Below are 19,795 nucleotides of genomic sequence, written 5' to 3'. Positions count from 1 at the left end.
TCGACAACCCCTACGGCCTGGACGCCCTGTGGAAAGGCGGCGACTTCGTAGCCCGCGGCACCCTGATCATCCTGGTGCTGATGTCGATGGGCAGCTGGTACATCATCATCACCAAGCTGATCGAGCAAGTGAAACTGATGGGCCAGGCCAAGAACGCCAAACACACCTTCTGGAAAGCCGCGACGGTGGAAGCCGGCATCGCCGGCCTCAAGCCGAACAGCGCTTACCGTTTCATCGCCCAAAACGGCAGCACCTCGACGCTGCACCATGACGGCGCCTTGCTGGAACAGATCGACCTCAACACCTGGGTCACCATGTCGATCCAGCGCTCGGTAGAAAAAGTCCAAAGCCGCCTGCAAGACGGCCTGGCGTTCCTGGCCACGGTCGGTTCGACCGCGCCGTTCGTCGGTCTGTTCGGTACCGTCTGGGGTATTTACCACGCGCTGACCGCGATCGGTATCGCCGGCCAGGCCTCGATCGACAAGGTGGCCGGCCCGGTCGGTGAAGCGCTGATCATGACCGCGATCGGTCTGGCAGTTGCGGTGCCTGCGGTGCTCGGTTACAACTGGCTGGTGCGCCGTAACAAGAGCGCGATGGAAGAAATCCGCTCGTTCAGCGCCGACCTGCACTCGGTCCTGCTGAGCGGCGTGATGTCGTCGAGCCAGGCCGGCCAGGTTGCCAACATCAAGAAAAAGGTTGGCTAATCATGGCGATGTCACTCGGCTCTCCCGATGGGGATGAAGACGAAGTGATCGGCACGATCAACACGACGCCGCTGGTGGACGTCATGTTGGTGTTGCTGATCATCTTCCTGATCACGATTCCGGTGGTGACGCATACGATCCCGGTGAAGCTGCCGAACGAATTCGACGAACCTTATAAAACCAAGCCGGAGAACATCAACCTGGCGGTGAATAAGCAAGGCGACATGTTCTGGAACGAGCAACTGGTGCCGAACACCGCTGCCTTGCTGTCGAAGTTGAAAGAGGTGGCCGTGCAGGTGCCGCAACCGGAACTGCATATCCGCGGCGATCAGCAAACCAAGTATGAATATATCGGCAAGGTGATCCTGACTGCACAGCGGGCAGGGATTGCGAAGATCGGTTTCATCACCGAACCGCCTGCGCGTAACTAACCCGCATTTCAACCACGTCGTCATTCCCGCGTACGCGGGAATCCATGTTGCAACATGAGCGATAACATGATGCAGGAATTTGGATCCCCGCGTTCGCGGGGATGACGTTGGCGGTGTATGAAGGGCTTGAAGAGGAGTATCACATGGGTATGAATGTAGGTTCTTCCGGCGGCAACGCCAATGATCCGGAACCGATGATGGAAATGAACATGACGCCGCTGATCGACGTCATGCTGGTGCTGATCATCATGCTGATCATCACGATTCCGATCCAGAATCACGCGATCAAGCTGAATATGCCGACCGGTAATCCGCCGCCGCCGTTGGCGTTGCCGGTGGCCGACACGGTGGACATCGATCCGGCCGGCACGGTGATGTGGAACGGCACGCCGATGGCCAGCCGTACCGAACTGGAAGATCGCTTGAAGGGCGTTGTTGCCGGCGGCAATATCGATGAAGTGCACCTGCGTCCGAACAAGGCGGTGGAGTACAAGTCGGTGGCGGCGGTGATGGCGTCGGCGCAGCGGCTGGGCGTGACCAAGATCGGCATTGTCGGCAATGAGCAGTTCCTTAAATAAAATCTTCGACCCGATATAGAAAACCGCGGGCAAACAATCTGATTCATCGATAAAAAATTCCTTACAAGGCAACCCTCTCAAGATCACGCGAAATCAAGTCCGGAAATACAGGAGTTCCCAGTGAAAAAGCAAATAGCCGATAGCAACGTCAAATATCGCCGTTTCACCGCAGACGATGTAGCAGCGGCACAGGCACTGTCGCTATCGGTTGGCTGGCCGCACCGGCTGGAAGATTGGCAATTCATCCAGCGTCTCGGCACCGGCTTTGTCGCAGAAAATGAAGAGGGCGTGATTGGTAGCGCCATGTGCTGGGGGCATGGCCAGGAATATGCTTCGCTCGGTATGGTGATTGTGCCGCCTGACTGTCAAGGCCAGCTCATCCGGCGGCAACTGCTGTCCCAGGTGCTGGCTGAAATCGGCGACCGCACTATTCTGCTTAGCGCCTCGCCGCAAAGCCGGCCGTTATACGAACAGCTTGGCTTTACGCCATTTGGTGAAGTTCGCCAGCATCAAGGAGTCGTCGCCCATTCGCGGGTCACGCAATTAAGCACGCCACTGATGCCGGGTGACCGGATTCGTCCCATCGGCGCCGCCGACAAGACAAAGATAGCAGCGCTCAGCAGCCGTGCCGCCGGTATGCCGCGCGGTACCGTGCTGGCGGCTTTGCTGGAGGTGGCAGAGGGCGGGGTGGTCATCGAGAGTTATGACGGCATGGTCGGCTGCGCGCTGATGCGCCGCTTCGGTCATGGTTACGCCATCGGCCCGGTCATTGCCCCGGACATCGCTCGCGCCAAGGCCTTGATCAACCACTGGGCGGGGTCACATGCCGGCGCGTTCATGCGTATCGATGTGGCTGGCGCCGGCGATTTGAGCCAGTGGTTAAATGAGGTGGGTTTGATGCAAGCGCACGAGATGGTGACGATGGCAAGAGGCGAGCCGCCGCTGCTCGACAAAAATTTGCATCAGTACGCGCTGATTAACCAGTCGTTCGGTTAAGCCAACAATACTTTCCCGCAGGACTTTCATATATTGATCCGAAGTGCTCCATTCCCGGCTGCAACAAAAGGCCGTTCCCACGGCAGCGGGAACGGCGCTATCGAGGCCCTAGAAATACCGTACCCACTTCTGCGTCGACACCCGCTTGTATCTTGCAAATGCGCGGCATGGGAAGTACAGCAAAGGCATCAGTGCGAAAGCCGTCGGCCATACTACCCAGAAGTGATCGACGCCAAAGCGCACTCCGTGATTGGCGCCGAAAATGGCGACCAGCAGGTGTTGCAGGATCAACAGTACATACAGATGCAGCAGATAGTAAAACATCGGCGCACCGCCGAAAGTCGCGCATACGCGGGTGAACCAGTTATCGATCGCTTCGAACCAGGCCAGCAGTATCAATCCCGTGCCCAGAGTGAGCAGCAGGAACGATAGCGATGGCGGATATTTGGTGAAGTTGACCCACGACATGAGCGTCCGTACAATATCCTCTCCATGCACCCAGGGCTGCGTTTCTCCATAAATGTTGAAGCCGCGCAGCAACCCAAGCAATACCAGGCAGCTGACGCCGACGGTCAACAGCAGCCGCTTGCGGCTGGCCGCCGCCACGGTTTGCGCATACAGCGGGCCGGCGACATAACCCAGCAGGATTACGCCAATCCACGGCAGCAGGGGATAGGTAACCTTGACCTTGATCCAGCCATCGGCGACCAGGTAACCGCGATGCAGCAACAGCGTCCACAGGTAATAGCCGAGGCTGCCGGGATCGAAACTGAGCGAGGTCAACAGATTATGGCCGAATACGATGCTCAAGCCGATAGCGGCGAGCAGCCAGCGCGGTTGCCGGTGCAGCAAGGCCAGCACAATCATGGCCAGCCCGATAACCCAGATCACCTGCAGGTAAATGGTCGGCGGCGGGAACTGGCCGGACCAGGCAAACGTCACCAGAGTCCATTCAAGCACTACCAGCAGCAAGCCGCGCTTGATCAGGAAACCCGTGGCGGAACGCGGCGCGCCGGACGACGGGTTGGCGTACAGCCAGGCGGATAGTCCGGTAAGAAATACAAACATGGGCGCGCAAAAGTGTGCCGCCAGGCGCGAGAAGAACAGGGCAGGCTCGGTGGTGGCGACATCCATCGGATCGCTGACCTGCATGTGCAGATAAATCGTTTCGCGCACGTGATCGAACAGCATGACCAGCATCACCAGGCCGCGCAGAACATCGATCACGGCTATCCGCGAACGCGATGCGGCGATCGACGCAGTGATCGGATTGTTGGCTGAATGTGCTGAATGCGTGCTGCTGCCATACGACAGCGGGACTTTCGGATTGACCGTCGGATTCGTCATGGTGTGGGCCTGCTGTGGTTAGAGGAGGGATGCAGATAAAGGGAAGTGCTCGATTATTCTAAATCCCGCATATAAATTATTCTGCTTACTTTGAACAGAAAGCAGGTTCTTCACTTTGAAAAAAAGCAGCGATATAGCATTTTCTATCGTGCCTGCCACAAAACAGCGTGGAAAATGATTGCAACAATAGTGTGCATTCACATTGTGTCGACGCCATCTGCAAAAAGAAAGCCGGGCAGCAGCGATTTCAAAACGGTGAAATCGATAGTTGAATCGCACTTTCTTGGGGAAACTCGTCAGAAACCGCACAGTTTCAACGCATGCGCGCCCATCTCGGCACGCCATGCTGATTCTTTCGGATAAAACAGATATTTCTGTTTTGTGACCTGCCGAAAACAAGATAAAGCGTAATTTCGACATGCTGTAATCAATAACAGAAGACGATGTTTTTGCGAGCCGCGGACACGCAGGGAATCGGACTTCCACACGATATCTATTCCAACAGGGAGTTTTCATGTACACCTCGCCACGCTTTCATCTTGCGCTTTTTCTTGCTGCTGCTTATCCGTTTGCTGCCGCCGCCGCTGACACCGACAGTTCTTCAGAAGTCGTTGTCGTCGGCCAAAAACAACCCTACCGCAGCATCTCCGCTACCGGCGCCACCAAGACCGACACGCTGTTGCAGGATTTGCCGCAGAGTGTGCGCGTATTGACTGCCGATCTGTTGCAGGACGTTGGCGTCATCAAGTTTTCCGATGCGCTGGATCTGGCCAGCGGCATCGCGCGTCAAAGCAATCTGGGCGGCCTGTGGGACAGTTATGCCATGCGCGGCTTTACCGGCGATCCGAATTTCGGATCCGATTTCCTGGTCAATGGCTTTAGTTCCAGCCGTGGCTACAACGGCCAGCGCGATTCGGCTAACACCGGCACCGTCGAAGTATTGAAAGGCCCGGCTTCTGCGCTGTATGGCCGGGGCGACCCAGGCGGCACCGTCAATATCACGACCAAGAAGCCGTTGTTTCAACCGTCGCAAACCATCGAGCAATCGGTCGGCAACTACAGCACTTATAGAACCGCGGTCGATCTGACCGGCCCGCTCAGCGAAACGGTGGCCTACCGCCTTAACGCCGCCTATCAGAACGGCAACAGCTTTCGCGATACGGAGCATTCAGAGAGTTATGTGATATCGCCGTCATTTATCTGGATGATCACGCCGGATACGACGCTTTCATATGAAATGGAAGCGGTCCAGCAAAGAACGCCGTTTGACCGCGGCGTGCTGGCAGTCAAAGGGCAGCTCGGCCTGATTCCTAATTCGCGCTTTCTCGGTGAACCGCGCGACGGTCCGATCACCATCAAATCGCTCGGTCATCAAGTATTCGTCCAGCATCAATTCAACGATGACTGGTCGCTGCAGAGCGGCTTGTCTTACCGCGAAAGCTCGCTCAAGGGCTTGTCGACCGAGGCCAGCAAATTGCTCGCCGATGGCCGCACCTTGTGGCGCCAGCACCGCCTGCGTGATTTCTCGGCGATCGATACCTCCGGCCGGGTGGAGTTGCTGGGCAAGGTCGCCACCGGCCCGGTGGTGAATAATCTGCTGTTCGGCGTCGACGCTTACCGTTTCGACGACGACCGCGTCTTGATGCGTGCCAATCCGACTGCGGCCTCTCCTTACGCGATCGATATTTACAATCCTGTCTATGGACTATCGGTGCCGGCGGCCATGACGCTCAACATCAGCACCAAGGAAAAGCAGCGTGCGCACGGCTTGTATGCGCAAGATCAGATCGACATCACCAAGCAATGGAAGGCCTTGATCGGGGTGCGTTACGATAACTACACGCAGACTTTCGACGACCGGCGTTTCCTGCGCTATACCGAGCAATCAGGCAATGCCACCAGCCCGCGTTTCGGTATCGTCTATCAGCCGCTCAAGACGCTGTCGTTCTATGCCAGCGTATCCAAGGGATTCCGGCCAAGCAGCGGCACCACATCGGGCGGCCAGCCGTTCGCGCCGGAGAGCAGCCGTTCTTATGAAGTCGGCACGAAATACGATGCGGCCAACGGCAAACTCAGCGGCACCTTGGCGGTGTATAAGATCCAGAAACAGAATGTGTTGACGGTTGACCCCCTGGATCCCAATTACTCGGTGGCCGCCGGCGAGGTCGAAAGCCGCGGCGTCGAACTCGACGTGTCGGGAGAAATCGTCCGCAATCTGCGTCTCACCGCAGCCTATGCCTACACCGATACCAAAATCACCAAGGACAATCTGTTCAAGGTCGGCAGCGCCTTGCCGGATGTGCCTAAAAACAGCGCCAACCTGCTCCTGGTCCAGGATTTCAAGCTAGGCGAAGGCGTCGCCTCTCTCGGCGGCGGCGTGAATTACGTCGGCGAGCGCAACGGCGACGTTGCGGTAAGCAGCAATTTCAAATTGCCGGCTTACACCACCTACAAAATGCTCGCCTCTTACAAACCGACCAAAAAGCTGCGTATCTCGTTGAACATCGACAACCTGTTCAACAAGACCTACTACGCCAGCTCTTACAGTCAGCTCTGGGTTGCTCCTGGCACGGAACGTACGATCACCCTCAAAGCGCAATATAAATTCTGATGCATTGAACTGAGGAGGGCCGCTGGCGTCGTCAGTGCGACGCCAGCGATCACTCAGTTTGATTGACCGATCATGCACACCGGAGAATCTGCATGCAAGAATTACTAAGTCGAAAGGCAAATTGGCTCGGCATCGCCAAATGCGCAGTTATCCCCACCGTAATGCTGTTGCTGGCGTTCGTTGCATCCGATGTTTTTGCACATGGCGTTGCGGATGAAGACAAAACCTTTATCGAACAAAACACCGGTGTCCATCTGCTGCCATTCATCTATCTAGGCGCAAAACACATGGTCACCGGTTACGACCATTTGCTGTTCCTGTTCGGCGTCATTTTTTTCCTGTACCGGATGAGGGATGTCGGCACTTACGTCAGTTTATTTGCCATCGGCCACAGCGTCACTTTGCTGTCTGGCGTACTGACCGGCACTCACGTCAATCCGTATATCGTGGACACCATCATCGGCCTGTCGGTCGTATACAAGGCGCTCGACAATCTTGGGGCGTTCCAGCTGGTGCTGGGGTTTCAGCCGAATACCAAGGCCGCCGTGCTTGTTTTCGGTTTCTTTCACGGCTTCGGCCTGGCTACCAAGCTGCAAGAGCTGACCCTGTCTCAAGATGGATTGATCCCGAATATCGTCGGCTTCAATCTCGGCGTCGAGATAGGGCAGTTGCTGGCCCTGAGTGCAATCATGATTGCGATGGGATTCTGGCGCCGCAGCGAAAAATTCCGGCATCAGGCGTTTTCCGCCAACGTCGTTTTGATGACCGCCGGTTTCATTTTGATGGGCTATCAGCTGACCGGTTATTTCATGAGTTCACCAAGGATCCCGACATGACACCTGCTATCAATCCAACACTGCCGACCCTGCCGCAATTGCGCAAGGCCACCGGCATCGCCATCGTCGCCGCGGCGGCCATACTGATCGCTTTCGTCCTGCCCGCCGAATACGGCATCGACGTCACCGGCATCGGCAAGGCGCTGGAGATCAAGAAATTGGGCGCCGACAGTGCGCAAGCGCCGTCCAGCCCGGTAGCAGCCACGGCAGCAGTTACCGCTGCAGCGGCAAATGCGCCGGAAGCAACGCTGATCAAAAGCCGGACGCCATTCAATGAAAGTGAAATGTCGCTGACATTGCAGCCGAATGAAGGCGGTGAGATCAAGGCCTTGATGCAGCAGGGCGAACATTTCGTCTATGCCTGGTCTGCGGAAGGCGGCAAGGTCACTGTCGACATGCATGGCGAACGGCCGAACGCCGGCAAGGAATTCACCCGTTACTGGAAAGAGAAACAGCAAGCGGGCGATCAAGGATCTTTTGTGGCGCCGTTTGACGGCATACACGGCTGGTTCTGGCGCAATCACAGCGATAAGCCGGTCACTATCAAAGTCAAAGTCAGCGGCTTTTTCGAGAAGCTCTATGTGCCGCACTAAGCATCGTTTCAACTGAATTTTTAACCCAACTTAAAGGCCGAAAATGAAAAACATCAGCAAGCTCTTTATATCCGCAGCCTTGATTGCAAGCTCACTTGCAAGCGCGGCTGCACAGGCGCATGGCATCTGGTTTGCACAGCGCAACAACCAGTTGGCGCTGCTGTACGGCATCGGTGCCGACGATCTCGACATGGTCAAGCGTTTCTCCATGGTGAAAAGCATTGCCGGCTTTGATGCGAGCGGCAAGTCGGTGCCGACGTCATTGATCAAGACCGATCATTTGATCCTGGTAGACACCGAAAACCAGCCGGCGCTGGTGGCGGCGGTTCTCGACAATGGCACATGGAGCAAGACGCCTGAAGGGAAGTGGATTAAAAAGGGCAAGGACGAAGTGCCCGACGCCGTCGTCAGTGAGCAGAATTACAAGTACGCGGTACTGATTCGGGGCCAATTGACAGCGCCTTTGCCGGTCCTGCCGGGGCAGACATTGCAGATCCTGCCGGTCGAGGCAACGCTGCCGGCGCTGTTGGGGCAATCCATGAAATTGCGCGTGCTGTATCAAGGCAAGCCGGTTGCCGGCGCACGAGTATTGCATGACTGGATCAACGATCCTGACAGCGAGCAACTCAAGACTGCAGCCGACGGCACGGTGACGATCAAGGTACGGAATCAAGGACTGAATGTAATTGTCGCCATTTTCAATTCGGCGCCGGAAGATCCAAAGAAGACAAATACGGTGGAGCACCTGGCGTCGCTTTCCTTTGTATTGCCGCACGCACCCGAATAATGAATAACAACGCCTGAGGATGTTTCTGCCAGTTTGCGTAGTCCCGGGTTTCGGCGCTCCCCGTATAAGAGCGCCGGCTTATTCAGAGGTGGTTCGATGAAAAAATTTGCAAATCTGCTGCTGTTGAGCGCCATGCTGCTGGCGTTCAATACGGCGCAAGCGCACGGCAACACCAAGCCCGAGCATGGCGGCTTGATCCAGATCGATGGCGACATGTCGCTGGAACTGGTGGTGGGCAAGGATGGAGCCGAGTTGTATGTGGTGGACGACGATGATGAATTGCCGAGCGACGGCTTGAGCGGCAAGCTGACGATCACCAGCAAAGGCGCCAAGTCGGAAGCGCTGCTCAAGCCCGCCGGCGGCAACAAGTTTGAAGCTAAGGGAGTCAAGATTCCGGCTGGCTCGAAGGTGATTGCGTCGGTGATTTTGAAAGATAAAGCGAGCAAGGTCAGCGCCAGCTTTGCTACCGGGAATCCATAGTTCTTTGGGTCCGCTGGTTTCGCTGCTCGCCCTATCCATATGAAGAAAATTTTCGCTAATGCCGCATTGCTGGCGTCCGGCATGGCGATGCTTTCGCATGCCGCGGCGTCGGGCGCATTGAATGTAGACGATGCCGCGATCGTCGAACCGCATGCCTGCCAGCTCGAGTCATGGCTGCGTTTTAATCGGGACGGTAGCGAGCGCTGGATCATGCCGGCCTGCAATGCAACTGGCAATCTCGAAGTTGCAGCCGGCGGTGCGCTGCAGAGAGACGTTCAAGGTCTGTACATGGCGCATGCGCAGATCCAGCTCAAGACCGTGTTGAAGAAATTGCAAACCAACGGCGTCGGCATCGGCTTGATTGCGGGAGCGGATAGAGAGAGCGAGGCGGGCAGCCGGGAAAATTTCCGGCACTCTTACGCCAAGATTCCGCTGTCTGTGTCGCTCTGGGACGATGCGCTTTCGCTGCATGCCAATCTAGGCGTCCATTACGCGAACACGCAACATACGGCGCGCATGACCTGGGGGCTTGGGATGGAGAAATTGCTGTCGCGGCGCTTCACCTTGATCGCCGAGATCTATGGCGAGGACAAAGGCAAGCCGTCGTATCAAGCCGGTTTGCGTGCTGTACTGGTACCTGAGGGGGTTGACCTGAGTGCTACTTTCGGCAATGCATTCGGACGGGAGAGCGCAGGGCAGTTTGTGGCGCTTGCCATCCGTTTTCATCTTCCCGGATTGCTGCCGTAATCGTCGTCTACAAATCCAATACCAATGTGGCGCTATTTGAGCGCGAACAACAAGGCAGAAACAGATCGTTCTTCATCCTGTCCGCTTCGCTGAGAAATCTGTCGCGATGATCCGGTTCGCCATCCAGCACCCGGGTCAGGCAAGTACCGCACACACCTTGCTCGCACATGGTCGGTATCTGGACGCCAGCCTCGGACAACGCTGCGGCAGCCGTTTTATCTTTGGCGACGCGATAGATTTTTCCCGTGCTGGCGAGCTTGATATCGAATTCAACGTCGCTGTCCGAGTTGTTCAGCGCGGCCGAAAAATATTCACGGTGCAGGCGGCTATCGCACCAGCCATGACTCTTTGCAGTGTCAATTACCGCATCCATGAATCCAGCCGGGCCGCAGACGTAGAGATGGGTCGCGGGATCCGGATCAGCGAGCAGTGTCTGCAAATCGACGCGCTGGGACAGCATGCCATCGCTGAAGTGAAACCTCACGCGTTGCGCATATGCTGCGGAGTTGATGCGATTGTGGAATGCAGTGCGCTGCAATGAACGGCTACAGTAATGCATGCTGAAATCGGCGCCGGTATTGGTAAGCTGTTCTGCCATGGACAGGATCGGGGTGATCCCGATGCCGCCGGCAATCAATAGCGACCGTTGCGCCCTGGGCGCAAGCTGGAAATGGTTTCTCGGCGTGCCAATTTCCAATGCCGAGCCTTCTTCGAAGTCATCGTGCATGGCCTGCGAGCCACCGCGGGAATCCGGCGTGCGCAGCACTGCAATCAGGTAGCGATGGCGCTCGCGCGGATCGTTGCATAGAGAATATTGCCGTACCAGACCGGCGCGCAGATAGACATCAATGTGCGCACCGGGGCTGAACGGCGGCAGTCTCTTTCCCGCCGGATCGACCAGCTCAAAGCTGCAGACGCCTTCTGCTTCGACTGTTTTTTTGTTAACCCGCAATAGCAATCTTTTCCCGGCTGGCAGTTTGTACCTCCTGCTCAGGTAACTGCTTATGCCGGTATAAGCGAGGACTGGCACCGATAGCGCACCGGCTAACAGCAGCAACTGACCGAACCACCCGGCTACCCAGCCGTAGTGCAAGGATAAGGCCCATAGATAAATTTTCTCTCCGAGGCTGTTTTTTGCGTAGGGGGTAAAGTGCAACACCTGCCCCGTGTAGGGATTCAGCGTCAAATAGGAAAATGCCTGCGCATGCGGTGCATCGCTCCCGACCAATCTGATGTCAACCGCGTCTCCAGGCTTGCCGGAAAAATGCAATTGCGCTTGACTGGCTTGCGGCAGCAGGGATAAGGCGCGCTGCCAGATGAATTCTGTCGGCAAGCGCTGGGCGCCGGTTGGCGTCACAGACTGCGTTACTGATGCAGGTAGCGGTGATCCCGTGAGCAGGTAAATACCGTTGCGACACCATTCAAAGGCTTGCGGCAAGCCAGTGAGTGCACTGGTCAGAAGAATCAGACTGGCATAGGGGGCTATTGTTTTATGCAGTTGCTGTGGATAGGCGCGAAAGCTGGGTTTTCGGCCACTGTACCGCGTACCGCTCCACCAGACGACCAAGCCGCCCAGGATAAGCATGACGATAAGCGCCAGGGTAAGCGCGCCGGCAATCAGGTTGCCGTTTGCTACGAAGCGCAAGCTGTGCAACAGCGCCAGCGTGCCGAACAGGCCGCCATACCGATCATCTTGCCCAAGCACCGCACCGGAGCATGGATTTACGTTCACCCATTTGTCATCGCTAAAGCGAATCCGCGCAACGCTATCCGTAGCCGAATAAAGCCGTATGTAAGTGAGCGCGCCGCCTTGCGGATTGGCTGCATGCGCATTGGCAATCAAGGCATCAAGCGGTAAGCGCGCATGGCAAGCCGTTACCCTCAACTGATCGCGGTTGATTATAGGATCGAGTTGGGGACGAAAAACCATGCCGGCCCCGGTAACCGCAATCAAGACCATGATCAGGCCAAGGCTCAAACCGGTCCAGCGATGGCATTGGAGAATACGGTGACGAACAGGATGGCGCATGTCTCAGGGACCGCCTTGCATACGTTGGAAGAACTCTACCTTTCTTCAATCCGCAGAAGCCGGTCAGGCCGGCTATCAGCGTCTTCTGCTATCGATTACACCATATAGGAAATGTCCGGATGTCCCGTTTTGCCAATGCCGTGAAACAGAAACAACGGTTTTCAGCGCTGTGCGCAGCATAGCCTGCCGGAACAGGCTATTTCACTGCGTACATGACTGCTGATCAATCTCAGCCGCCAGCCTGCAGTTGTGTGACGGTCAATGCGCCGTTAGCTTTTTCGGCGACAAAATTGATCTTGTCGCCGGGCTTTACCTGATCCAGCATGATCGGGTCTTTTACACGAAAAACCATGGTCATCGGCGGCATCTCCAGATTCGCCAACGGGCCATGCTTGATGGTGATCTTGCCGGCTTCCTTATCGATTTTTTTAACTTCGCCGGCGGACATCGCTGCGGCATCGGCTGGCTTGATTTCCGCTGCGGCGTCGGCTTTTGCCATTTCCTCGGCAGCCATGGCTGCAATCGGCGGATTGAACGAGACGACTAGTGTCAAAGCCAGTGTCGCGAATAAAATAGAAGGGGTTTTCATCGGAGTTCCTTTGCTGGGTTTCTGTAAAAAATTATTTAACTATGACCTTGCCACGCATGCCGGCTTCAAAATGCCCCGGCTGCAAACAGGCGAAATCAAAGGCGCCGGCCTTGCTGAACTGCCAGATCAGCTCTCCGCTCTGGCCTGGTTCGAGCGATACCTGGTTTGGATCCGCATGTTCCATTTCCGGGAATTTCTGCATCAGGGCTGCGTGCTCCTTCAATTCCTTGATGGAGCCCAGCACCATTTCATGTTTGACCTTGCCGGAGTTCTTGACGATAAATTTGACAGTTTCACCACGTTTGATAGTGATGGTCGCCGGCGTGAATCGCATGTTGTCGTTCATGTCGACGCTCATGGTTTTCGATACTTTGGCGGCAACCCCGGGCTTGCCCAGGGCCGCTGCATGTCCTTCTGATTTTTCAGCGGCAGCGTTATGGGTTTCGTCGCCGTGGGCGAAAGCGTTGGCGGATAACAGCGATACAGCCAGAGTCGATGCGATTAAAACGGATTTCATGGGCGTCCTTTCAGTTAAAAATAAATGTCGTATTGCTTCAGAGGGAAAATCGGAGCCGCCTGGATTCAGTCAGTGCTCGCTATGTAAGCCTCCCTTACGTACTTTCAGGATTTTTTCGCCCGGCCTGGCAATCATGCTTTTGGCGTCCGGCGCCTGGGCGGCGACCGGCAATGAGCTATCAGCGTCACCGCCTTGCCATTCATAGGCGAGGGTGCCGGCGGGGTGCTGGTACCAGCCCGGATCTTTGTAGTCGTTGCTGGCGATGCCTTTGCGCACCTTCACGGTGGTAAACATGCCGCCCATTTCAATCCCGCCGAACGGGCCGCTGCCGGTCATCATCGGCAAGGTGTTGTCGGGCAGCGGCATTTCCATGTCGCCCATCGCGCCGCCTTTTTCTCCCATCACCATGTAGTCCGGCACTAGCTTGTTGATCTTGCTTAGAACGTCGCGCTGGTCGACGCCGATCATGGTCGGCACTTCATGGCCCATGGCATTCATCGTGTGATGCGATTTATGGCAGTGAAATGCCCAGTCGCCCAGTTCGGTGGCGTCGAATTCAATCGCGCGCATCTGGCCGACGGCGATGTCGGTGGTGACTTCCGGCCAGCGCGATCCGGGCAGCGTCCAGCCGCCATCGGTGCCGGCCACGACAAATTCGTGGCCATGCAGATGAATCGGATGGTTGGTCATGGTCAGGTTGCCGACCCGGATCCGGACCCGGTCGTTCTGCCGGCACACCATCGGATCGATGCCGGGGAAGGCGCGGCTGTTGAAGGTCCACAGATTGAAATCGAGCATGGTGCTGGTTTTCGGGGTGTAGCTGCCGGGATCGATATCGTAGGCATTCAGCAGGAAACAGAAATCGCGATCGACACGGTGCAGGCCGGGGTCTTTCGGATGGGTGATCCAGAAACCCATCATGCCCATTGCCATCTGCGTCATTTCATCCGCATGCGGGTGATACATGAAGGTGCCGGGGCGTTTTGCGATGAATTCGTAGACAAAGGTCTTGCCCGGCCGGATGCCAGGCTGGGTCAGGCCGGTGACGCCATCCATGCCATGCGGCAGGCGTTGGCCGTGCCAATGCACACTGGTGTGTTCCGGCAGTTTATTGGTGACGAAGATACGCACGCGGTCGCCTTCGACTACCTCGATGGTGGGTCCTGGCGACTGGCCGTTATAGCCCCATAAGTTGGCCTTCATGCCTGGGGCGATTTCGCGCACCACCGGCTCGGCAACCAGGTGGAATTCCTTGACGCCGTTTTTCATGCGCCAAGGCAGGGTCCAGCTGTTGAGAGTGACCACCGGGTTATAAGGGCGTCCGTTCGGTGGCGACAGCGGCGGCTGGGTGGCCGCGCCAGCCATCGTTACTGCTTCGGGCAGCGATGCCGCGCCGACCCGGCTGACCAAACCTGCGCCAATCGCGACCGCACCGGCGCCGCTCATGAAATTTCTACGTGAGACCATGATGTCTATCCTTGTTTTGTTGCTTGATTAATCAGCCGCAGCGGCGATGGAAACACCGGCTTTGCTATCGGCGGCTGCCGCTGTGCGGCCGGTCTGGGCCATTTTTAACGCCGACTCGGCGATCCAGTAATCGCGTAGCGCTTCAATCGCGCCATTGACGCTCATGGCCTGCGCGCGGGCGTCCGCCAGCAAGGTGAAAACGCCGATCAGCATGCCGTTGTAACGCAGCATCTGTTCGTCCGAGATGCGCTTTTTGAGCGGCACGATTTCGTCGCGATAATGGCGTGCGATGTCATACGCGCTGCGATAGCCGGCATACGCTTGACGCACCTCGGAGCGGGCGTTGACGGCGAGTTCCGCCGAGCGATTCACGGCCTGCATATACAACGCTTCGGCTTTCGCCACACGCGCACCGCCCCAGTCGAACAGGGGAATTTCAAGCTGGATCGAATAACCGTTCTCGCGCGACGGGCTCTGGTTGTAGTTGTTGTGCATCAGGCCGGCATCGAGGATGTTGATGAAGCGGGTAGCCTTGGTCAGTCCCAGGGAGCCCGCCAGCCCGGACAGTTCGCGCCTGGCCATCATGATGTCGAGCCGGTTCTGCATGGCTTGCACTTCGACGTCGCCGACGTCTTGCGGCGCTTGCGGCGCTTGCGGCAGATCCGGCAGCCGATCCGGCAATTGGAACGCCGTGTGCTGACCCCACAAGCCCAGCAGGCGGGTCAGTTTTTCGCGCTCGGCCACCTGAGTTTGCGCGGCGCGCGCCAGTTGCACCGTGGCGTCGGCGTAGAACGATTGCTCGCGCGCCTGTTCCAGCTTGCTCCAGTTGCCGGCCGCCGCCATCTTGCGCGCCAGCTCGGCGCCGGCTTCCGCCGACGCTTTGACTTGCTCCATGTAGCTGACGGTTTGCTGCGCCGCGACCGCAGAGAAATAGGCGCGCCGCGTTTCATCGGCGACAGCCAGGGCGTCGCCGGCGGCGCGAAACTGCGCCTGCTCGAAGCGACGGCGCTCGATCTTGCTGGCGAAGGGCATGGTCAACAGACTCATGACGGGCAGCATCAACGAGCGGTCAATCTCGATATCATCGCCACGGCGCAGGCGGCCGAACGAGAACGATGGGTTGGGCAGCCGTCCCGCCTGCACCAGATTGGCTTCGGCAATCCCCAGTTCGCTGTAACTGGCTTGCAAGCCTTTGTTGTTGAGCAGCGCGATCTTGACCGCATCGTCGGCGCTCAAGGGTTGGGCGAGCAGCGGCTCGATTGTCTTGGCAACGCTGGCGGCGTCGTCGTCGGATTTGATCCATTTGATCTCTTGACCGATGCGTTCCTTGGTCAAGGACTGCACCGATGAGAAACCGCCGTCTGGCGACAGCGAGGCGCAGCCGCCCAGGAATAAGACTGAGACGGCGAGCGCGAGCGCGCGCCTCGTTGAGAGGGTGGAAAGCATGATGTCCTCGATGACGATGATGCAAAATTCAGTTCGAATGAAATGCGGGACGTGCAGGCAAATGCACGTCGCAAGCGACGGCAGAATTTACAAAGTACGGTTACAGGCAGCGATAGCCTGGAACCGACGGTTCAATTCCGGAATTTAATTGGCGAGGGAGTGTGGAGGCCGTTCGAGGCCTTCGGGGAAATGCGCGGTGAATTGCTGATCTGGCTGGAAGCTGGTTTCCAGGCCGGTTGGCAGTGGGGCAATTGGATCAAGTGTTGCGGGGGCGCTGATGGCGGAACTCAGGCAGCAAGATGCGCAGGCGCTGCATTTTGTTGCTCCGTGGTGATGTGCATCATCCGAGGAAGAATCTCCGCTTGAGGCGTGGGCGGCATCGGCGGCATGCTGATGGTCTTGCTTTGAAGAAAGCTGCGCATGTTGATGCATCTGTTGTTCCTGCGCAAAATTCATGCTGTCTTCTTCATGCATTGAAGCACTAGACATCGGCAGCTGATGCGCCGTCCCGCAATCAAGCATGGCGGACGATGCAAAGCCTTGCATAGGCAGTGCAAAGACCAAAAGCCATAAGATTGCGATCTTTAGGAGGCGGGACATGGGCGTCAGTATAGGATAAAAATAAAAGGCAAACAATGCGGATGTGGCTATTGTCTGGCAAGACCTTCAAGAATCGGGCATTCGGGCCGCGCGTCGCCGTGGCAATGGCAAGCCAGTTGTTCCAGCGTGGCCTTCATGGCTTGCAGTTCCTTGATCTTGTCGTCCAGCTCGTTTATATGCGTCAGCGCCAGTTGCTTGACTTTGCTGCTGGGGCGCGATTGATCCAGCCAGAGGCCGATCAGTTCGCTTATCTGCTTCATCGAAAATCCCAGCAGGCGGCCCTGGCGGATGAAGCGCAGCAGATGGATATCGCGTTCGGCGTAAGTGCGGTAGCCGCCGTCGCTGCGGCTGGCTTTCGGGATCAGGCCGGTATCTTCGTAGTGCCTGATCATCTTGGCCGAGACTCCCGAAGCCAGTGCGGCGTCGCCGATATTCATGGCCTTATTCGACATCTGCAATCTCCTTGGATAAGTGTGAAGCCGGCCGCCAGCGGCGCAGCAGCAAGGCGTTGCTGACTACGCTGACGCTGCTGAACGCCATCGCCGCACCGGCCAGCACCGGATTCAGATAGCCTAGCGCCGCCAGCGGAATCCCGATCAGGTTGTAGATAAAGGCCCAGAACAGGTTCTGGCGGATCTTGTCGTAGGTGCGGTGCGAGATATCGATAGCATCCGCGACCAGGCCCGGATCGCCGCGCATCAGCGTGATGCCGGCGGCTTGCATGGCAACGTCGGTGCCGGTAGACATGGCGATGCCGACGTCGGCGGCGGCCAGCGCCGGCGCGTCGTTGATGCCGTCGCCCACCATGGCGACCACGGCCGCGCTGGATTTGAGATCGGTGATTGCCCTGGCTTTTTCGGCCGGCAGGATTTCTGCATGGATTTCGCTGATGCCGAGTTGGCGGCCGACGGCATCGGCGCTGCCGCGGTTATCGCCGCTCAGCATGGCGACGCGGATCGCGCGCCGTTGCAGTTGCTTGACTGCAGCTTTGGCAGTCGGTTTGAGCTGGTCGCCGAAGGCCAGCAAGCCGGCCAGCGCCGGTTTGCCGTCTTGTTCGGTGGCGAGCCAGGAAACCGTGCGGCCCTCGGTTTCCAGTGTCTTCGCGCTGGCGGCCAGGGCGCTCTGATCGACTCCCAGTTCCTGCATCCAGCGTGCGCTGCCCAGATAACATTGGCGAGCGCCGACGCTGGCTTGCACGCCGCGCCCGGCGACGGCCTGCACCTTGCTGGCGTTGGGCGACACGGGTACTCCTTTTTGCTCGGCGGCAGCGAGCACGGCGCGCGCCAGCGGATGTTCGCTGTTGCGTTGTACTGCGGCGGCAAGCGCCAGGAAATCGTCGCTTGCGGCAGCACCTTGCGCGCTAGGCAACAGCGCCAGCAGCGTCGGATGGCCGACTGTCAAGGTGCCGGTTTTATCGAAGGCCACCACATTGATACGGTGAGCGATTTCCAACGCTTCGGCATCCTTGATCAAGATGCCGAAACGGGCCGCGACGCCGGTGCCGGCCATGATCGCGGTCGGCGTTGCCAGCCCCAATGCGCAGGGGCAGGCGATCACCAGCACCGCCACCGCGTTGAGCAAGGCTTGCTGCCAGTCGCCGCTGTTCAAGCCCCAGCCTAGCAAAGTGGCGGCGGCAATCAGCAGCACCACCGGCACGAACACCGCGCTGACCTGATCCACCAGGCGCTGGATCGGCGCTTTGGCGGCTTGCGCATGTTCCACCATGCGGATGATGCGCGCCAGCGTCGTTTCTGCACCGATTGCGGTGGTCGTCACCAACAGCAAACCAGCACCGTTGATGGCGCCGGCGGTGACCCGGTCATGCGCCTGTTTTTCCACCGGCAGACTCTCGCCGGTCAGCAAGGATTCATCGACCTGGCTGTGGCCCTCCAGCACCAGGCCATCCACCGCGATGCGTTCGCCGGCGCGCACCACCACCAGATCGTTAAGTTGCAAGGCGTCGATGGCAATCTCGCGATCGACGCCGTCGCGCCGCACCGTGGCGCGCTCCGGGCGCAATGCATTCAAGGCCCGGATGGCGTCGGCGGTCTGGCGTTTGGCGCGGGTTTCCAGCCATTTGCCGAGCAGCACCAGCGTGATCACTGCCGCCGATGCTTCGAAATACAGATGCGCCATCGCGCCATGTGTCGTAGACAGCAACAGATAAAGCGACAAGCCATAAGCAGCGCTGGTACCAAGCGCCACCAGCAAATCCATATTGCCGCTGCCGGCTTTCAATGCGCGCCAGCCGGCTCGATAGAAACGGCCGCCGAACCAGAACTGCACCGGCGTTGCCAGCGCCAGTTGCCACCAGCCGGGGAGAGCCCAAGTTCCGCCGAAGGGCATCAGCAGCATCGGCAGGATCAAGGGCAATGTAAACAAGGCCGCGGCGGCAACCGGCCACCAGCTCGGCAATGCACTCTTGTCGGTTACGCTTGCCGCTGCTTGCTGCGTGAGCTTGGGCAAGGATGCTTCATACCCCGCCGCCTTGATCGCAGTGATCAGGCTGCCGAGCGGCACCACGCCGGCAGTGGTCAACGTGGCCTTTTCACTGGCCAGGTTGACGGCAACGGTTTGTACGCCTGCCACTTTGTGCAAAGATTTTTCCACCCGGTTGACGCAGGAAGCGCAGCTCATGCCTTCGATATCCAGCGTGACTTCCTGCTGCCGGACCTGGTAGCCGGCTTTTTCCACTGCGGCAACCAAAGGCGCGATGCTGCCGGCGTCATCGGTTTGCACCGTCGCCAGTTCAGTCGCCAGGTTGACGCTGACCGCGCGCACGCCTGCAACTTTGCGCAACGCTTTTTCGACATGAGATACGCACGATGCGCAGCTCATGCCATCTATCGGCAGCTGGAATTCTGTCGTTTGGCTAACGCTGTTGCTCATGATGGGCTTGGCCTGGTTTCAGCTTATTCAGCTTACTTATTCAGCTTAATTAATGAGTGGGGACAGTTGCATGATCCACCTTCCCATGATGGGAAGGTCAAGCACAATTTTAACAGCTGGCGTTTTGCGCTGCCAAAAGCTCTACCGC

General features: G+C 57.8%; 19 protein-coding genes. 10 read left to right on the top strand and 9 right to left on the bottom strand.

Annotated elements, in window-relative coordinates:
• The 4 genes from KHU33_RS21630 to KHU33_RS21615 form a co-directional block, all read left to right on the top strand.
• Window positions 1–704, top strand: a 704-nt coding sequence (locus KHU33_RS21630; RefSeq protein ID WP_230414462.1) for a MotA/TolQ/ExbB proton channel family protein, incomplete at its 5' end; no start/stop codon positions are given.
• Window positions 705–706: 2 nt separating this feature from the next.
• Window positions 707–1,135, top strand: coding sequence for an ExbD/TolR family protein (locus KHU33_RS21625; RefSeq protein WP_211462685.1), 429 nt, complete (start codon window positions 707–709; stop codon window positions 1,133–1,135).
• A 143-nt stretch (window positions 1,136–1,278) separates the two neighbouring features.
• The gene (locus tag KHU33_RS21620) at window positions 1,279–1,713 is read left to right on the top strand and encodes an ExbD/TolR family protein (RefSeq protein ID WP_211466756.1); all 435 of its coding nucleotides are present in this window, start codon (window positions 1,279–1,281) and stop codon (window positions 1,711–1,713) included.
• A 120-nt stretch (window positions 1,714–1,833) separates the two neighbouring features.
• Window positions 1,834–2,709: a GNAT family N-acetyltransferase gene (locus tag KHU33_RS21615; protein WP_211466754.1), complete on the top strand. Its 876-nt coding sequence runs from the start codon at window positions 1,834–1,836 to the stop codon at window positions 2,707–2,709.
• Between the two features lie 108 nt (window positions 2,710–2,817).
• Here KHU33_RS21615 and KHU33_RS21610 read toward each other — a convergent pair whose 3' ends face one another.
• The gene (locus KHU33_RS21610; protein ID WP_211466752.1) at window positions 2,818–4,056 is read right to left on the bottom strand and encodes a DUF1624 domain-containing protein; all 1,239 of its coding nucleotides are present in this window, start codon (window positions 4,054–4,056) and stop codon (window positions 2,818–2,820) included.
• Between the two features lie 514 nt (window positions 4,057–4,570).
• On the opposite strand from KHU33_RS21610, the gene KHU33_RS21605 reads away from it, so the two are divergent.
• From KHU33_RS21605 to KHU33_RS21580, 6 genes are all read left to right on the top strand, one after another.
• Window positions 4,571–6,667: a TonB-dependent siderophore receptor gene (locus KHU33_RS21605; RefSeq protein WP_211466750.1), complete on the top strand. Its 2,097-nt coding sequence runs from the start codon at window positions 4,571–4,573 to the stop codon at window positions 6,665–6,667.
• A 92-nt stretch (window positions 6,668–6,759) separates the two neighbouring features.
• Window positions 6,760–7,503 carry a HupE/UreJ family protein gene (locus tag KHU33_RS21600; RefSeq protein WP_211466748.1) on the top strand — a complete coding sequence of 248 codons (744 nt, stop codon included), beginning with the start codon at window positions 6,760–6,762 and terminating at the stop codon, window positions 7,501–7,503.
• The gene (locus KHU33_RS21595) at window positions 7,500–8,096 is read left to right on the top strand and encodes a transmembrane anchor protein (protein WP_211466746.1); all 597 of its coding nucleotides are present in this window, start codon (window positions 7,500–7,502) and stop codon (window positions 8,094–8,096) included. Before KHU33_RS21600 ends, KHU33_RS21595 begins: the two co-directional genes overlap by 4 nt.
• A gap of 43 nt (window positions 8,097–8,139) precedes the next feature.
• A complete protein-coding gene (locus tag KHU33_RS21590; RefSeq protein ID WP_211466744.1) occupies window positions 8,140–8,883 on the top strand; it encodes a DUF4198 domain-containing protein in 744 nt (247 codons plus the stop codon).
• A 96-nt stretch (window positions 8,884–8,979) separates the two neighbouring features.
• Entirely contained in the window at window positions 8,980–9,363 is a 384-nt protein-coding gene (locus tag KHU33_RS21585) for a hypothetical protein (protein ID WP_211466742.1), read from the top strand.
• A gap of 39 nt (window positions 9,364–9,402) precedes the next feature.
• The gene (locus tag KHU33_RS21580; RefSeq protein ID WP_211466740.1) at window positions 9,403–10,110 is read left to right on the top strand and encodes a hypothetical protein; all 708 of its coding nucleotides are present in this window, start codon (window positions 9,403–9,405) and stop codon (window positions 10,108–10,110) included.
• Window positions 10,111–10,117: 7 nt separating this feature from the next.
• Here KHU33_RS21580 and KHU33_RS26800 read toward each other — a convergent pair whose 3' ends face one another.
• The 8 genes from KHU33_RS26800 to KHU33_RS21540 all read right to left on the bottom strand — a co-directional run bounded on the left by KHU33_RS26800 (window position 10,118) and on the right by KHU33_RS21540 (window position 19,647).
• Entirely contained in the window at window positions 10,118–12,139 is a 2,022-nt protein-coding gene (locus KHU33_RS26800) for a PepSY domain-containing protein (protein WP_211466738.1), read from the bottom strand.
• Between the two features lie 229 nt (window positions 12,140–12,368).
• Complete coding sequence (locus tag KHU33_RS21570; RefSeq protein ID WP_407928306.1) at window positions 12,369–12,653, bottom strand: copper-binding protein; 285 nt, start codon at window positions 12,651–12,653, stop codon at window positions 12,369–12,371.
• 106 nt (window positions 12,654–12,759) lie between these two features.
• Window positions 12,760–13,245 carry a cupredoxin domain-containing protein gene (locus KHU33_RS21565; RefSeq protein ID WP_211466733.1) on the bottom strand — a complete coding sequence of 162 codons (486 nt, stop codon included), beginning with the start codon at window positions 13,243–13,245 and terminating at the stop codon, window positions 12,760–12,762.
• 69 nt (window positions 13,246–13,314) lie between these two features.
• On the bottom strand, window positions 13,315–14,712 hold the full coding sequence (locus KHU33_RS21560; RefSeq protein ID WP_211466731.1) for a multicopper oxidase family protein: 1,398 nt from the start codon (window positions 14,710–14,712) through the stop codon (window positions 13,315–13,317).
• A 27-nt stretch (window positions 14,713–14,739) separates the two neighbouring features.
• Window positions 14,740–16,158 carry a TolC family protein gene (locus KHU33_RS21555; RefSeq protein WP_211466729.1) on the bottom strand — a complete coding sequence of 473 codons (1,419 nt, stop codon included), beginning with the start codon at window positions 16,156–16,158 and terminating at the stop codon, window positions 14,740–14,742.
• Between the two features lie 144 nt (window positions 16,159–16,302).
• On the bottom strand, window positions 16,303–16,704 hold the full coding sequence (locus tag KHU33_RS21550) for a hypothetical protein (RefSeq protein ID WP_211466727.1): 402 nt from the start codon (window positions 16,702–16,704) through the stop codon (window positions 16,303–16,305).
• Between the two features lie 101 nt (window positions 16,705–16,805).
• Window positions 16,806–17,195, bottom strand: a complete 390-nt coding sequence (cueR, locus tag KHU33_RS21545) for a Cu(I)-responsive transcriptional regulator (RefSeq protein WP_211466758.1) — start codon at window positions 17,193–17,195, stop codon at window positions 16,806–16,808.
• A 4-nt stretch (window positions 17,196–17,199) separates the two neighbouring features.
• On the bottom strand, window positions 17,200–19,647 hold the full coding sequence (locus KHU33_RS21540; protein ID WP_211466725.1) for a heavy metal translocating P-type ATPase: 2,448 nt from the start codon (window positions 19,645–19,647) through the stop codon (window positions 17,200–17,202).
• Window positions 19,648–19,795 lie beyond the last annotated feature (148 nt).

Source organism: Collimonas silvisoli (genome assembly GCF_018305005.1).
Lineage (GTDB): Bacteria > Pseudomonadota > Gammaproteobacteria > Burkholderiales > Burkholderiaceae_D > Collimonas > Collimonas silvisoli.
The sequence above is the reverse complement of the archived record's forward strand: the minus strand, read 5'-3'. Positions and strand labels throughout refer to the sequence as shown.

What these genes read in the sequence shown, in the direction of transcription:
- KHU33_RS21625 (WP_211462685.1), top strand. Translation starts at nt 707, where the DNA reads ATGGCGATGTCACTCGGCTCTCCCGATGGGGATGAAGACGAAGTGATC.
- KHU33_RS21620 (WP_211466756.1), top strand. Translation starts at nt 1,279, where the DNA reads ATGGGTATGAATGTAGGTTCTTCCGGCGGCAACGCCAATGATCCGGAA.
- KHU33_RS21610 (WP_211466752.1), bottom strand. Translation starts at nt 4,056, where the DNA reads ATGACGAATCCGACGGTCAATCCGAAAGTCCCGCTGTCGTATGGCAGC.
- KHU33_RS21605 (WP_211466750.1), top strand. Translation starts at nt 4,571, where the DNA reads ATGTACACCTCGCCACGCTTTCATCTTGCGCTTTTTCTTGCTGCTGCT.
- KHU33_RS21600 (WP_211466748.1), top strand. Translation starts at nt 6,760, where the DNA reads ATGCAAGAATTACTAAGTCGAAAGGCAAATTGGCTCGGCATCGCCAAA.
- KHU33_RS21595 (WP_211466746.1), top strand. Translation starts at nt 7,500, where the DNA reads ATGACACCTGCTATCAATCCAACACTGCCGACCCTGCCGCAATTGCGC.
- KHU33_RS21590 (WP_211466744.1), top strand. Translation starts at nt 8,140, where the DNA reads ATGAAAAACATCAGCAAGCTCTTTATATCCGCAGCCTTGATTGCAAGC.
- KHU33_RS21585 (WP_211466742.1), top strand. Translation starts at nt 8,980, where the DNA reads ATGAAAAAATTTGCAAATCTGCTGCTGTTGAGCGCCATGCTGCTGGCG.
- KHU33_RS21580 (WP_211466740.1), top strand. Translation starts at nt 9,403, where the DNA reads ATGAAGAAAATTTTCGCTAATGCCGCATTGCTGGCGTCCGGCATGGCG.
- KHU33_RS26800 (WP_211466738.1), bottom strand. Translation starts at nt 12,139, where the DNA reads ATGCGCCATCCTGTTCGTCACCGTATTCTCCAATGCCATCGCTGGACC.
- KHU33_RS21570 (WP_407928306.1), bottom strand. Translation starts at nt 12,653, where the DNA reads ATGGCTGCCGAGGAAATGGCAAAAGCCGACGCCGCAGCGGAAATCAAG.
- KHU33_RS21565 (WP_211466733.1), bottom strand. Translation starts at nt 13,245, where the DNA reads ATGAAATCCGTTTTAATCGCATCGACTCTGGCTGTATCGCTGTTATCC.
- KHU33_RS21560 (WP_211466731.1), bottom strand. Translation starts at nt 14,712, where the DNA reads ATGGTCTCACGTAGAAATTTCATGAGCGGCGCCGGTGCGGTCGCGATT.
- KHU33_RS21555 (WP_211466729.1), bottom strand. Translation starts at nt 16,158, where the DNA reads ATGCTTTCCACCCTCTCAACGAGGCGCGCGCTCGCGCTCGCCGTCTCA.
- KHU33_RS21550 (WP_211466727.1), bottom strand. Translation starts at nt 16,704, where the DNA reads ATGCAAGGCTTTGCATCGTCCGCCATGCTTGATTGCGGGACGGCGCAT.
- cueR (WP_211466758.1), bottom strand. Translation starts at nt 17,195, where the DNA reads ATGAATATCGGCGACGCCGCACTGGCTTCGGGAGTCTCGGCCAAGATG.
- KHU33_RS21540 (WP_211466725.1), bottom strand. Translation starts at nt 19,647, where the DNA reads ATGAGCAACAGCGTTAGCCAAACGACAGAATTCCAGCTGCCGATAGAT.